Origin of the sequence: Nostoc sp. DedSLP03, assembly GCF_034530815.1 — a bacterium.
Lineage (GTDB): Bacteria > Cyanobacteriota > Cyanobacteriia > Cyanobacteriales > Nostocaceae > Nostoc.
This window is the reverse complement of record NZ_JAVRCK010000022.1, coordinates 83,462-97,898: the sequence shown is the minus strand read 5'-3', so window position 1 is coordinate 97,898 and position 14,437 is coordinate 83,462. Positions and strand designations below refer to the sequence as shown.

At 41.6% G+C, this 14,437-nt stretch carries 10 protein-coding genes; 4 read left to right on the top strand and 6 right to left on the bottom strand.

Annotated elements, in window-relative coordinates:
• Positions 1-189 precede the first annotated feature (189 nt).
• On the bottom strand, positions 190-1,536 hold the full coding sequence (locus RM368_RS13350) for a TIGR03279 family radical SAM protein (RefSeq protein ID WP_322694494.1): 1,347 nt from the start codon (positions 1,534-1,536) through the stop codon (positions 190-192).
• Between the two features lie 241 nt (positions 1,537-1,777).
• Entirely contained in the window at positions 1,778-2,602 is an 825-nt protein-coding gene (locus RM368_RS13345) for an undecaprenyl-diphosphate phosphatase (protein ID WP_322694490.1), read from the bottom strand.
• 437 nt (positions 2,603-3,039) lie between these two features.
• On the opposite strand from RM368_RS13345, the gene RM368_RS13340 reads away from it, so the two are divergent.
• The 3 genes from RM368_RS13340 (at position 3,040) to nadB (ending at position 6,686) form a co-directional block, all read left to right on the top strand.
• Positions 3,040-3,819 carry a DUF3120 domain-containing protein gene (locus tag RM368_RS13340; protein ID WP_322694489.1) on the top strand — a complete coding sequence of 260 codons (780 nt, stop codon included), beginning with the start codon at positions 3,040-3,042 and terminating at the stop codon, positions 3,817-3,819.
• A gap of 560 nt (positions 3,820-4,379) precedes the next feature.
• Entirely contained in the window at positions 4,380-4,808 is a 429-nt protein-coding gene (gene psbU / locus RM368_RS13335; RefSeq protein WP_322694488.1) for a photosystem II complex extrinsic protein PsbU, read from the top strand.
• A gap of 201 nt (positions 4,809-5,009) precedes the next feature.
• Positions 5,010-6,686, top strand: a complete 1,677-nt coding sequence (nadB, locus tag RM368_RS13330) for an L-aspartate oxidase (RefSeq protein WP_322694487.1) — start codon at positions 5,010-5,012, stop codon at positions 6,684-6,686.
• Between the two features lie 144 nt (positions 6,687-6,830).
• On the opposite strand, the gene RM368_RS13325 is transcribed toward nadB, so the two are convergent.
• The 4 genes from RM368_RS13325 to btpA all read right to left on the bottom strand — a co-directional run bounded on the left by RM368_RS13325 (position 6,831) and on the right by btpA (position 12,250).
• Positions 6,831-7,037 carry a hypothetical protein gene (locus RM368_RS13325; protein WP_322694486.1) on the bottom strand — a complete coding sequence of 69 codons (207 nt, stop codon included), beginning with the start codon at positions 7,035-7,037 and terminating at the stop codon, positions 6,831-6,833.
• Between the two features lie 771 nt (positions 7,038-7,808).
• On the bottom strand, positions 7,809-10,016 hold the full coding sequence (locus tag RM368_RS13320; RefSeq protein WP_322694485.1) for a CHASE2 domain-containing protein: 2,208 nt from the start codon (positions 10,014-10,016) through the stop codon (positions 7,809-7,811).
• 331 nt (positions 10,017-10,347) lie between these two features.
• Positions 10,348-11,331: a vitamin K epoxide reductase family protein gene (locus tag RM368_RS13315; protein WP_322694484.1), complete on the bottom strand. Its 984-nt coding sequence runs from the start codon at positions 11,329-11,331 to the stop codon at positions 10,348-10,350.
• Between the two features lie 70 nt (positions 11,332-11,401).
• Positions 11,402-12,250, bottom strand: coding sequence for a photosystem I biogenesis protein BtpA (gene btpA / locus RM368_RS13310; protein WP_322694493.1), 849 nt, complete (start codon positions 12,248-12,250; stop codon positions 11,402-11,404).
• A gap of 755 nt (positions 12,251-13,005) precedes the next feature.
• Between btpA and rimO the strand changes: the two genes are divergently transcribed.
• Entirely contained in the window at positions 13,006-14,325 is a 1,320-nt protein-coding gene (gene rimO / locus RM368_RS13305; protein WP_322694483.1) for a 30S ribosomal protein S12 methylthiotransferase RimO, read from the top strand.
• The last annotated feature ends 112 nt before the right edge of the window (positions 14,326-14,437 follow it).

Sequence of the window (14,437 nt, the reverse complement as noted above, 5' to 3'; positions counted from 1 at the left end):
CCTGAGTCAAACGAGGCTCTGTTCTCTTTAGATTTTCTTTACGAATCAGCTCTCATAAATTTGTCTATAAACTTTTAGATAGGGAGAAGACAATAAGTTCAATAATCGCAATTATAACCCCCCAAATGTAAAATTCAATTCAGCTTAGATGAATCTACACTCATGATCTAGAGAAACAATTTATCGTATTTATAAAGAACAATTCACTGCTTCAAGAATACAGGTTTTTATTAAGTCTTCAACTCCTCCTACTGGTAAAATTTTTGTCTCAAGTTTGCAGGCTAATTCTTCAATACTCATATCATCTAAAAATACCAATTCACCATGTTTGAGCATTACATTTGGTAGTAAAATTCCGTCTCCCAAATCTTGCCCTTGTAAGTTCAATAGCAAATCATGACCCGTTAGTAATCCCGTGACAGTGATACTCTGTCCCCAATAATCACTACATAAAGCACGCATATTTACTTTTAATCCTTCAACAGAATTTAACCGTTTCAAGATAGGTTCAAAGGCGTTTTCTACTGCGTTGCCTACTACCCAAGTTAATTTTCTCTGAGGATAAACTTTTGACGGTAGTAATTCTGTTGCCGCGGCTGCAAATTGCTTGATAAACAACTGAATTGAACCAACACCATTATCAATTTGGGGATACTCTTCATATTCAGATTCGCTCGGTAATTCCTCACCTGCAATCAAAAACCACTCATCAGCTAACCAAGCGACGTTAGAGGAAAACTTTTGGCGAAATTGTTGCGAAAGTTTTTGCACTTGAGAAATCACTTCTTTCGCTTTTTCTCTGGTTACGGGTGTAAGTTCGTCTTCTGGAGGCCGAAACCTTGTCAATCCGACTGGCACAACTGCCACCGACGCTACCGTAGGCACTTCACCAGTATGAAAGGATGCTAAGTCTTTTAGGGTTTGCTCCAGATGTTCGCCATCATTTATACCAGGACAAACAACTACTTGAGCATGAACTTGTAGCCGTCTTTTTTGAAACCACTTGAGTTGTTGTAAGATTTGTCCCGCACGAGGATTTTTCAAGAGTCTAATTCTAACTTCTGGCTCTGTGGCATGAACAGAAACATACAACGGAGATAAGCGCATTTGTTCAATCCGCTGCCATTCTCTTTCTGGCAAATTGGTCAAGGTAAGATAAGAGCCGTACAAAAAGCTTAGGCGGTAATCGTCGTCTTTAAAGTACAAGCTGGTGCGCTTACCTGGTGGTTGTTGGTCGATAAAGCAAAAAGGACAGCGGTTATTACACTGAATTAAGCCATCAAATAGGGCAGTTTCAAATTCTAGCCCCAAGTCTTGGTCATAATCTTTTTCGATTTCCAGGCTATGAGTTTTGCCAGTAGCGTCTAAAACTTCTAATTCTAAGACTTCATCAGCACACAAAAACTGATAATCGATTAAATCGCGGGGACGTGTACCATTGATTGCAACGATCGCATCTCCAACTTCAAAACCAATCTCTGCGGCTATTGAATCTGGAAGAACCTTGGTAATTCGGGCAGGATGAATGGTAGTCATGGGGAATGGGGCATTGGGCATTGGGCATTATAGCGTTTCTGAGTTGAGTCTAATACAGACCTAACAATAACAGCCCTTTCCCTATTAGCGTTAGGAAGTAAAATTCAAAGCCTCTCTCCTTGTAGGAGAGAGGAATGGAAGTGAGATTAGATTGATTACATACAAACGAGCAGTCGCTCTAGTCATTTGCTTTGGACAAAGGACAAATGACAAATGACTAATGACTAATGACTAATGAATATTATCCTTTCCAACCTGCTGCGATCGCTAGTAATATTGCACTACCGAATGCTAATCTATACCATACGAAGATCAAAGTGTTTTTGGTTGCTAAGTATTTGATTAAAAATGCAATTGATAGGTAGGAAAAAATCAAGGTTGAAATAATTCCTACAATTAACAGTGCAACAATGTTATCTGGCAACTGGTGAGCTTGAAACAACTTGAATATTTTCAAGCTTTTATACAGCGTCGCAATGGTAAGAGTTGGAAACCCTAACAAAAATGAGAATTTTGCTGCTGTAGCGCGTTCTAATCCTAAAAATAAGGCAGTTGTCAACGTCGAACCAGAACGAGAAACGCCCGGAATCAAGGCAAGTGTTTGTCCCAATCCAACCAAAATACCATCCTGAATCTGCAATGACTCAAAACCTCGCTTGCGAGTGCCAATTTTTTCTGCCAAAGCTAGTACAAGTGCCATAATAATTGACATAATGCCAATAATTAATGGACTCTCAGGTAAAATATCTTTCAAAAGGAAGCCGAAAATTAAAGCCGGCAGTGTTCCGACCACAATACCGACAAGAATCTTCCATTCTTCGCGTTGCCAGTCTTTGGCTTTTAGTGCTTCGATTCCACCTTTGACAATACTAGAAATCAGCGACCAAAAGTACCCCACAATTGCGATAACGCTGCCAAATTGAATTGCGTCAACAAAATCTTTAGAACCTAGTTCTTTCCAACCAAATACCTTGGTGAAAATTATCAGATGTGCAGTACTGCTGATTGGCAAAAACTCTGTAATCCCTTGAACAATACCTAAAATAAAAGCTTGAATAAACTCCATATACAATTAATACCTTTTTCGTGTTATAGAGATCGTAATGAACATTTTTTAGCTGATGATGTTGCTTTATATACTCTCTATTGCACCCAATCTTGTAGAAAACTCAATTTTACCGATCGAAAACATCATCGAAGACGCTGACTATGTTCTTACACCCACCTCAATAAGTCAACGCAATTTGAAAAATTCATCAAATTTTAATATTTAGCAGACTCATAGCAGCTAACTTTTCACCTCTCTGTAGTTCCTTGTAAATAAGGAACTACAGAGGAGTTCTGTACATAGTGGAACTTGAATGGATTCGCCTGGCGCAGAATGTTTTGTTTGGTTTGCACCAGCGCTTGTGGAAATTTTAGTATAATTAAAATGCCCCAGGGGGGGATTTTAAAGTGTGATATCTTAAGTAAGATAAAGTTTAGTAACAAATATTAAAAACTTTGATTAATAATACACTGTCTTCCTACAGGGTTTCTACCCCTTCTATTGATACTGAGTTGGATTTAGCTGATACTGCGCAAAACGGTATCAGACAATTGGAATCTACACTTTCCCTTTCTCCCTCTTTACCCTTATCTACTTCTGCGCAACAAACTTGGTTAGTGTTTGCGGCGGCGGTGTTTTTGGTAACAGTGCCAGTATTTATAGAAGCGCCGATCGTGCGATCGCTACCAAGTCTGAGTTTAGCGCTGACAGGATTTTGGGTGTGGCTCAGTTTTGCCTTAATGTCACGTCCTGCAACTTACGTCTGGGGCGATTTGCTCTTGGGGTTTAGCTGGAGTTGGTTAGCAGGAGCGATTTACTGGGGTTGGTTACGTTGGGAACCTTTATGGCATCTACCGGTGGAATTTATCGGTTTACCGTTTGCTTGCTGGTGTCTGACGAAGAATTGGGGCAAGGTAGGTAACTGGTTTTATTTAGGTTCTTTACTCGGTACAGTTTTAACAGATGTATATTTTTATATAGTAGATTTGATGCCCTATTGGCGGCAAATTATGAGAGTAGATGCAGATGTTGTACCGCAAATCTTACAAAATGCTCTCATACAAGTACAAGCACCTTGGGGACAAACTTGGGCGATAATTCTCGCCGTAGTGCTATTAACAGTAGGAATTTCAGCTTTAGGTCGAAATCAAAGACACTGGTATGCCTTTGGTGGCGCAGTTTTAAGCACAATTTTGGTAGACAGCCTATTTTTGTTAGCTGCGATCGCAGCGTGAAGAAGGCAAGTGACACTTATCTTCCAATAAGCGTGTGGGCTTCTCTGACTGAAACTTTTCCCAGCCCAATCTACGGCACATCAAAAATGATGCTGTAGATGATTAATTAGTTAAGAAATATTACATAAAATCGCTCGGCATCAAGTCTTTTTTGGCAAGGTTTTCGATCTTAGAAATCATGCAGTTTTGTGTCTGCTTTAAAGGTAGAATCAGCCACCCCGAAAAGATTTCGTCAAGCAGAGAATGCTGCTGGAATCGTGGATGTAAGGCTATTGCAGCCATGCAGGCACTCTTTCCACAATGAAAATTTGTGGCGAAAGTATAGTCAAACCCAGTAACGGTAAATATTGTGGATATTAATACGCTGTATATTAGTTTCTGATGACTGCTGTGTTGACTAAGCTATCAGCTTTTGTCCTTTGTCCTTTGTCAGTTGTCCTTTGTCGCTTGTCAGTTGTCCTTTACAAATGACTAATGACCAATGACTAATGACTAATGACTAGTAACTGTTGTTAGCTTAAAACTTTTATTTCTGTTTGATGGAAAGAGGTAGAAAAATCGTGAAAGGATTGGCGCGTTTATTAACAGTGTTTAGCTTGTTACTTAGTTGCTGGGGATGGTTGGGAACAACTCAGATAGCCCAAGCTGCTAGTTTCAACAGTTTTGCTTTTCCCCAAGTCCCAGTTCTGGCAATTGAGCGGCAAAATCGCGCAGACAGGAAGCTAGCAACGGAATTTGGTAAAAAAATTGATTTGAATAATACCAACGTCCGAGCTTTTCAACAATATCCAGGCCTTTATCCCACCCTTGCCAAGCTCATCATCAAAAATGCTCCCTACCAAAGCGTAGATGATGTATTGAATATTGGAGGATTGAGCGATCGCCAAAAACAAACCCTGCAAGCTAACTTCGATCACTTCACCGTGACAGAACCAGAATCTGCCTTCATCGAGGGAGACGATCGGTTTAACAACGGCATCTACAGATAACTGTACATTGCAGTTAATGTAGCAAATAGCAGCCCACTCCTGATTCTAGGGAGTGGCAGATGATATGAGTTATGAGTTATGAGTTAGGAGTTATGAGTTAAGAGTTATGAGTTAAGAGTTAAAAATTCAAAACTCCTCACTTCTAACTCCTCACTTCTAACTCCTCACTCTTAACTTCTAACTCCTAACTTCTCCATTACCTTGTCTCAGATAAATATTCCCAGCCAATTTGATGTCTTAGTAGTCGGCGCTGGTGCCGCTGGACTATACACAGCACTATGTCTGCCAGAATCCTTGCGAGTAGGTTTGATTACCAAAGAAACCGTTGCATTATCCGCCAGTGATTGGGCACAAGGTGGCATTGCCGCAGCGATCGCCCCAGAAGATTCTCCCACGCTGCACATTGAAGATACGATCCAGGCGGGTGCTGGTTTATGCGATCGCACCGCTGTCGAATTTCTCGCCGAACATGCCCCTAGCTGTATTCAATCCTTAGTTAACTTGGGGGTCGCTTTTGACCGTCATGGTCAAGCCTTAGCTTTAACTTTGGAAGCCGCCCATTCTCGCCGCCGTGTTCTCCACGCTGCTGACACTACAGGCAGGGAAGTTACTACTACCCTCACCGCTCAAGTATTACGTCGCCAAAATATTCAAGTTATTCAGCAAGCTTTGGCTTTGAGTTTGTGGATTGAAACCGAAACTGGTTGCTGTCAGGGAATTAGCCTGTTTTATCAAGGTAAAATCACCTGGATAAGAGCTGGTGCTGTGGTACTCGCAACTGGTGGTGGCGGTCAGGTATTTGCCCAAACCACTAACCCGGCAGTGAGTACCGGTGATGGGGTAGCGATCGCAGCTAGGGCTGGGGCTATTCTCCGCGATTTAGAATTTGTCCAATTTCACCCGACTGCTCTGACTAAACCTGGTGCCGATCGTTTCTTGATCAGCGAAGCTGTACGCGGAGAAGGGGCACATCTCATCGATAATGAAGGGCGACGTTTTGCCTTTGACTACCACCCTGCGGGTGAACTTGCACCTAGAGATGTGGTCAGTAGAGCAATTTTCAGCCATTTACAACGTACTGCCCTTGATTTGGCTACTGCTCATGTGTGGTTGGATATGCGCCCCATTCCCGCTGATAAAATTCGTCAGCGCTTTCCCAATATCATCAAAGTTTGTCAGCATTGGGGAGTTGATGTCTTCTACGAACCAATTCCTGTAGCGCCAGCTGCCCATTATTGGATGGGTGGAATTGTTGCGGATCTGATGAATCGCACAAATATCCCTGGTTTGTATGCGGTGGGTGAAACCGCTAGTACTGGTGTACATGGAGCAAATCGCCTTGCCAGTAATTCCCTGTTGGAATGTATTGTGTTTGGGGCCCAGATGGCTAATATTAAGTCAGAAAATATTGGGCTGCTTTCAGAAATACCAGTGCTACCGTTACGGAAATTTAGTCCTGATGTTAGTGAGTGGCATATCCAACAAGCACAGCTAGAAGCACTTAGAGAGAAGTTACCGCGTCTAGTGTGGGAAAGTGCTGGTATTTGTCGGGAGCAATCAAGGCTGGAAAATGCGATCGCGACTATAAAATCTTGGCAGCAAGATTTCGCTGCCTTGTCTTTAACTCAATTCTTGCTTGCTTTACGTCCAGCAGAACCCGCTAGTTTTGACCTCCCAGATGTTGAACGGCAATTAGCACTTTGGGCAGAAACCCGCAATTTAATAGATGTAGCTGATTTAATTCTCAAAAGTGCTGCTTTTAGAACCGAAAGCCGAGGCGGACACTTCCGTTTAGATTATCCTCAACCAGACTCAAATTGGCAAGTTCACACACTTATACAAACAAATCATTGGTGGAAATCTTCAGTATTGTCTTGAATAAACTACCTTAAACAGCCTGATGGTTTTCACAACCCTAAGTACAACATTTTGGAATCAGCCGTTAAGTACAAAGATGTGGTGTCCAAGACGGTAGTTAACTCATCGCGCTGCTCTACCAGAATCTAAAATTCAAAATTGCCATCAGCGGGTGCCGCTACCATTATGACTGTCGGGACCACCATAATTTGGTGGAATGTATATGTCTTGTAAATTTTGAGAATTGACCTTGCGGGCGATTAAGGTATTACTGCTAGTAGGGCCAAAAGAATTAGCACTTGCACTACTGAATATACCTGTGCAATCGGCAATTTTTGGGATCAGTAAATAAGCACCTATGCAGAATATCATAAACTTTGCGATTCGGAAGTTACTCTTCATATATTTCGGTAAATTTACTAGTTTTTTATTTCAAAACGTATTTTTAAGTTACTACCGTATATTTACTGGATTTTTCAACAAAAGTATTTTAACTTTATGAAATTATTGCGAGTACTGTACAAATCATTGTGGTATTCCCTTGTCGATTAACCTTAATTTGCCGATATTAAATAGTTTTCATACTTAAGTGGTATTGCAAATAAGCGATTTTTACATCAGTCTCAAGTTAGATATGTCAATGATTTACTGCCAGCTTTTTGAGTACTTCATTATTTATTAATAATATCTTAATACTTTTAAGTATAAACACTATGTTCTATAAATCATGAGTTCAAAAAAACATGAAATAATACTTATTCAACTGTATAGTTTATATATTAGATGAGTAAAGATATGTAAAAATAAAACAATATATCTATAGTGTTAAAAGGAATTTTAAAATTTTATCTTGCGTAATAAGCGAATAAGGAACAGTATAAAAACATTGGTAAAATAAACTACATTAAATTTATTTTGAAAATTATTTTTGATCGCTAATTATTTTTTGACTTAAATTATGAGGTTTAGCGCTCAAACCAAAAAGCCTTGCCAGGTCTACATTTGACGAAAAATTTACCTCGCAAGATATACGCTATATTTTTTCGAGACAGTGCCTTAGACGTGTCTCTGGTCTAAAGTCATAATTTGAATGTAAAAATTGTAACTACAGTGAAAAAAGCTGGAGGTTTGACTCTTAAGTAATTAAGCAAACTCGTAGCGATTTTTACCAAGACGCTTGGCACGGTACATTGCTGTATCAGCTTGTTTCATCAAAGTTTCACTGTCTTGACTGTTGTATGGATAAACACTAATGCCAATACTCGCAGAGACTCGGATTGTATAGCCATCCAAAACAATTGGCTTGGTAATACTGCTTAAAATTTTTTCAGCGACTTTAGCAGCTATTTGAACGTTAGGTATTGCCCGTAAAATCACAGTAAATTCATCGCCACCCAAACGAGAAACTGTATCACTAACGCGTAAAGAGTTGCTGAGTCTTCCAGCAATGGTCATTAGCAAGCGATCGCCCGTCTCGTGTCCTAAAGTATCATTGACTTGCTTAAAGCCATCTAGATCGATAAACAGCAGTCCCAGCAACAAGTTGTTGTGTTGTGCCCAATGTAAGGACTCGTAAAGTTGTTCGGCAAAAAATTCGCGATTAGATAAACCAGTGAGGGGGTCGTGATACGCTAAATAACGTAAGTGGTCTTCTTTGAGTTTTAATTCATTGTTAGAGCGGGATAGTTCAGCAGCAGTACGCTTGAGCTGTTCTTCCATCAGCTTGCGCTGAGTAATATCTCGGATGACCCCAACTAAAAAGAAATTGCCAGCTGAGTCTTTGTGAAGCGATCGCTTAGTGGCAATTTTATGAGTCTGGCCATAGGCATTTGTAAATTCTTCTTCATGTTCGTGGGGTTGTTGAGTCCGAAAAACAAGATCGTCTTGTTGTCGAAACACATCAGCTTCATGTTTTGGGAAAAAGTCATAGTCTGACTTTTCAATCAAAAACTTATTTGGATAACCGATAAATTGACAATACGCCTCATTTAAAACAATCCACTGATGTTGTTCATTTTTTACAAAAATTGGATCGGGGATCGTGTTGATAACGTGATGCAAAAATTCTTTGGAACGTTTCCACTCTTCCTGCATGTGAGCAATATGGCTAGTCATCCAAATAGCTGAAGTGCCAAAGCAAACCAATGAGGGAATCAGTGGTATCCACCAACCGTATAAAAAGAAAGCCAGGTATGCACTCACGGTCAATACAAAGCAACAAACTACGATCGAGAAGAGACTCCTACTTGCGTGTCGTATCCGCCATATCGTCACGGCTCCCAGATAAGACCAAACAAAAACCCACAAGTATTCCACCAAGTCAGGCCAAACTTTGAGTAATGGTCTTCCATCAACAGCAGCAGAAATTAACTCACTAATAAAATAAGCCTGCAATTGAATACCAGGTACAGGCTTTGCCCTACCCATTACACTGCTAGAGTAGGGAATAAATACAACATCTGGGAGACTGGGCGTAGTCGAACCAATAAGTATAATCCGATCTTTGATTAAGTTTGCTTTGACTTTATCTGCCAGTACATCTCTTATAGATACCTGGCGAAAACTACAAAATTCTCCAGACGAACTTTGACATTTGGGTTTGGGAAAATTGCTCAAAATTTGGTAGCCTCTATCATCAGCTCCCACATAAGCACCATCATTAGCCTCAAAACGAGTAAATGCTGCCTTACCCAATTGCAAATACTCAGGGTTACTTTTTGCTTTAGCGGGAGTAATTCCCTTTGACTTTAAATACAATAAAGCCAACTTCAAGGCAAAACTTTCGTGCACTTCACTTTTAACGTGCCAATACAACAAACTGCGACGTACTTTACCATCAAGATCGTACAGCACGTTATTGAAGCCCACTTGATCCCGATTCAGTCCCAGTGGAGGCGAAACACTAAAGTTTTTGTTGTTGTCATTTGCTAGCAGTTCAATACCAATCAAGTTGGGTGTTGACTGATAAACATTACGTAGTTCTTGATTACCAGGCTCTACTGGTAAATTTCTGTAGATATCTAAGCCAATCGCACGGGGTTTATGGACATTTAATTTTTGCAACAGCTGGGCAATCTTCGCATCTGGAATTGGCCATGAGCGTACTTCGTTTAAATAAGCCTCATCAATCACTACGATCGTAATCCGGTTTTCTGGCGGTTCATTTGGACGTAAGCGAAAAAATTGATCCAAAGCCGCCAACTCCAAAGATTGCAATAATCCAAAGGAGTGCAAAAGCAGGACGCAGACTGCAACGCTGGCCGCAGTAATCAATTCTCTGTGTCCTTGACCAAGCGATTGTTTCAGTCCAAAGGTTAACTTCACAAAACGCTTGCCTAGCTGCTGATTCATTGCCATTACCTAGTAGGCAGAAATATTCTCTATTTCTTATAGCTATTAACTATCGGACTAAGATAGCTCAAGTAAGAGCTAAATAGAATTTCTAAAAATTTTTTCAACTATAAAAATAAATTAAAATATACATTTTTTAAAGTAAATGTACTTAGCTAATTTCCTTGAGCTTAAGTATTTGCAGATAAAAGCCGCAAGCAAATTGGTAATTGGGCATTGGATAAGACTTATTATCTGTTACCAAAAACAAAAAAGCCAACTGGAAACAGATTTTACTGTATTTATCCAGTTGACTATGGGGTGTGAACTACTGAAGGTCAGTGTAAGTACTTTACTTAAAATACTTAAAGTTCCGAGGCCCTGTGTAACCAGAAACTTTCGCTAATTCCTCTAAGTTTTGGACTCCGCTATAGCTTTTACCATTAACGATCCAAGTGGGGAACCCTTCAATTTTTGCAGCTTTACAGAGTTCTGGTTGAGCTTTGAGTCCATCGGGGGCGCACTCTACCTTAATACCATTATTGATTATTTCCTCAGCTTCTTTACCAAAAAGCAGCTTTTGCTCGTGACAGTGAGGACACCAATAAGCACTGTATTCCTTTGCACCTACCTTTGCCAGATGGTTTGCTAAGGCTATTTCTGCCTCACCAGAAGTAGTGGTAACTTCCCAACCGAACGCTGGGCTGGGGTTTTCCTTGGGAGTAAAGGTAATTTTAGTGGGTTGTCCAGGAGTTCCAGGTGTCACATCTGATTGATTTACGCCAGCATAAACGCCTAAAGTACCAATCAGCGTTACCATCCCGACAATCAGAGCGGTAAACAAGATTTGTCCAATATCCTCCCAAGTCCGACCGATAATCGTTAGTACCAAAAGACTCACAGAGAACAAAGCTGAACCGATACAGTAAAGACAAATAGCTTTGATTTGAGATGTCAGCACATACATTAAGTAGCCGCTAAAGACAGACATAGCGATCGCACCTACCAGCAGCAGCCACCACGTCCAATTTTCCAATTGCTTGCGGTTATTGTTTTCCCCTGAATTGAATACCAAGGGAGCCAAAGCCAATATCACCATACTGGTGTATGCCAAAAACCCAAACAAAGCTAATGGCTGTCCAAAAACCGTTGCCCAAGGACTGGAAAGCACATCATTACAGCCCTTAGTACCAGCCTGTGCCACACAAGCGGCACTGCCTCCGCTTAACTTTTCTATGGTGAGATAACCTGTGATCAGGGCACCACATCCAGCGATCGCGGCAATCAATGGACGTGACCATTTATGAATCCAAGGAGTAGAACGGCGGCGAATCATAAACTGCTATTGGTTAATGGGCATTGGGCATTGGGCATTGGGCTGTTTCTTCCCATTCCCTATGCCCCAATTAAGAATGTAACTTCACTTGTTCTGCTGGCTTGCTTTCACCTTTAGAGTTCCAATTGCGACGGGCAACTTCCACAAATTGACTGACGCGAATTGGGTCAATTGGTTGCTCTATGCGTCCATGACGTTTTAGGGAACTGGAAACTATTACACCATCTGCTGCTTGCATTAATGTATCAATATTTTCCCAATTCGCCCCACTGCCGATGAACACTGGTGTGCCATTTGCTGCACCACAAGCTAGTTCCAAATCTTCTAAATTAGGAGGACTACCTGTAGCCCAACCAGATAAAATTACTCCGTCTGCTAAACCCCTTTCAATGGTGTCTTTCACAGCGACTGTGAGATTTGGAGAACTCAAAGGACGGGCGTGTTTCACCAACACATCGGCCAGGATTTTAACATCACAGCCCAACTCCCGTCGATAGCGGAGTAGTTGATGGGCTTCTCCCTCAATTAATCCCTGGTCGGTTGCCATCACCCCTGTGAGGACGTTGACGCGGATAAATTGCGCCTGTACACAACTAGCGATCGCTATTGCACTTTTGGCATCGTTTCGCAATACATTCAAACCTATGGGCAAAGTTACCAAATTCTGTATCCGCTGCACCACAATGGTCATGGCACTCACAACGACTGGATCGACTTGGTTTTTGGTAAACGGCGCGTCGAAAAAATTCTCGACGATCAGACCGTCAACCCCTCCACTTGCTAAGGCTGCGGCTTCTTGTTCGGCACGGTCAATCACCGCTTTGAGGCTACCTCCCCAACGGGGTGAGGTAGGCAGTGGTAGCAGGTGAACCACGCCAATAATTGGTGAGCGAGTTTTAAATATCTGATATAAGTCCACGTCTTTAATCCGCCTCGCACAGTCCAGAGTCCAGATTTTTTTGACTATTGAACGCCAGTTCATCACCACTCCCCTGAAGGTCAGGAACCTTTATATAAGAGTGGCTATTCAACGGGGAAAACCCCGCACGTGACTGGCTCCTCTTGACCCTTGACTCTTGACTTTTCATTAACTAGTCAAATGTGTTTTATGATAGTCGGTTTATTGCCTCTTTCCTCAGATGGAAATTGGCGTGTAACCTCCCATAAGATATGTTAAGATAAAACCTGGCTACAAGAGGAGTTTGCCACTCACTAGACGCAAGGCAGCTTTCCGTGGTTTAGGCGTCTTGTCCGCGCCCAGTCGTCGGACTTGCCAATCGCCAGGGTAGCATTACTGCTTTATCGGCGTAGTCGCTTTCGTCGATTTCCCTGAGGGTAGCGACTTCTCACAACAAGCCCTTTGGGCGGCTTCCCGATGGGTAGGTTAACAAGGCACACGCTGTGGTAATGTAAAATACCAATAGGCGAATTGTTAAAAAAGATTAAAAGTGTCAAATGTACCCAAAGACACTTCAATTTACCCTGGGGAACAGATTGATAAAAATATCATAACATGACCTCTATTTTTATTATTGATAGGGTCATAATTCCACGGATAGTTGCTGACAGTGGGAATTAGCCACTGTACTGTTATTAGAAGGATAGCGATCGAAAAAAAGCGAAATTAGCACCAAAATGTTGATTACAAGAAAAAAATGAAGATATTTTCCAAATATGGGTGACAAGCCAACAATTGCCATTTCTCATTTGGGCTGCGAGAAAAATCGAATTGATACAGAACACATGCTGGGAATGCTTGTAGAAGCAGGCTACGGTGTAGATACAAATGAAGAGTTAGCAGATTACGTTATTGTTAATACTTGTAGTTTTATTGAAGCGGCCCGGCAAGAATCTGTCAGAACTTTAGTAGAACTGGCAGAGGCAAATAAAAAGATCGTAATTACTGGCTGTATGGCGCAACACTTCCAAGAACAACTTTTGGAAGAGTTGCCTGAAGCAGTAGCCGTTGTGGGTACAGGCGATTATCACAAAATTGTAAATGTAATTGAGCGTGTTGAACTTGGCGAGCGGGTCAAACAGGTTAGTATAGAGCCAACCTACATTGCCGACGAAACTACACCGCGCTATCGCACGACAACGGAGGGCGTTGCTTACCTCCGGGTTGCGGAAGGATGTGATTATCGCTGTGCATTTTGTATAATTCCTCATCTTCGAGGAAACCAGCGATCGCGTACTATTGAATCTATCGTCGCCGAAGCGGAGCAATTAGTTAGTCAAGGGGTAAAGGAAATTATTTTAATTTCCCAAATCACTACTAATTATGGTCTAGATATTTACGGTCAGCCAAAATTAGCCGAATTACTTCGCGCTTTGGGGAAAGTAGATATACCGTGGATCAGAATGCACTACGCTTATCCCACGGGACTGACCCCAGATGTGATAGCAGCCATCCAAGAAACACCCAACGTCCTGCCTTATCTGGATTTGCCCTTGCAGCATTCTCATCCAGAGATTCTCCGCGCCATGAACCGCCCTTGGCAAGGGCGCGTAAATGATGGGATTATAGATCGCATCAAAACGGCGCTACCAACAGCCGTACTGCGGACAACATTTATTGTTGGTTTCCCAGGAGAAACTGAAAAGCATTTTGAGCATCTACTAGAGTTCGTCCACCGGCATGAATTCGATCATGTTGGTGTCTTCACCTTTTCCTCTGAGGAAGGAACTCCAGCTTATAAGTTGCCAAATCAGTTGTCCCAAGAGGTGATGGACGATCGCCGATACCAACTGATGGAACTCCAGCAACCGATTTCTCAAAAGAAAAATCAACAGGAAGTAGGCAAAATAGTCGATGTCCTGATTGAGCAAGAAAATCCTGAAAGTGGTGAATTAATAGGTCGTTCAGGTAGATTTTCCCCAGAGGTTGATGGTCTGGTGTATGTCAAAGGCCAGGCAAAGTTAGGAACCATCGTGCCAATAGCGATTCACCACGCTGATACATACGACCTCTATGGTCAAGTAGTCAATAACTAAATTGTCTTTTGTCTTTTGTCCTTTGTCTTTTGTTAAATGACCCTTATAGATTCACCCTTATCCCAATATCGACGCTGCATTAATCGCAGTTTTCATGAGGGTTTACCTGAAA

Excerpts from the sequence above, each read along its gene's own strand:
- RM368_RS13315 (WP_322694484.1), bottom strand. The coding sequence starts at position 11,331 with ATGATTCGCCGCCGTTCTACTCCTTGGATTCATAAATGGTCACGTCCA.
- RM368_RS13320 (WP_322694485.1), bottom strand. The coding sequence starts at position 10,016 with ATGAATCAGCAGCTAGGCAAGCGTTTTGTGAAGTTAACCTTTGGACTG.
- RM368_RS13350 (WP_322694494.1), bottom strand. The coding sequence starts at position 1,536 with ATGACTACCATTCATCCTGCCCGAATTACCAAGGTTCTTCCAGATTCA.
- rimO (WP_322694483.1), top strand. The coding sequence starts at position 13,006 with ATGGGTGACAAGCCAACAATTGCCATTTCTCATTTGGGCTGCGAGAAA.
- RM368_RS13325 (WP_322694486.1), bottom strand. The coding sequence starts at position 7,037 with ATGATATTCTGCATAGGTGCTTATTTACTGATCCCAAAAATTGCCGAT.
- RM368_RS13345 (WP_322694490.1), bottom strand. The coding sequence starts at position 2,602 with ATGGAGTTTATTCAAGCTTTTATTTTAGGTATTGTTCAAGGGATTACA.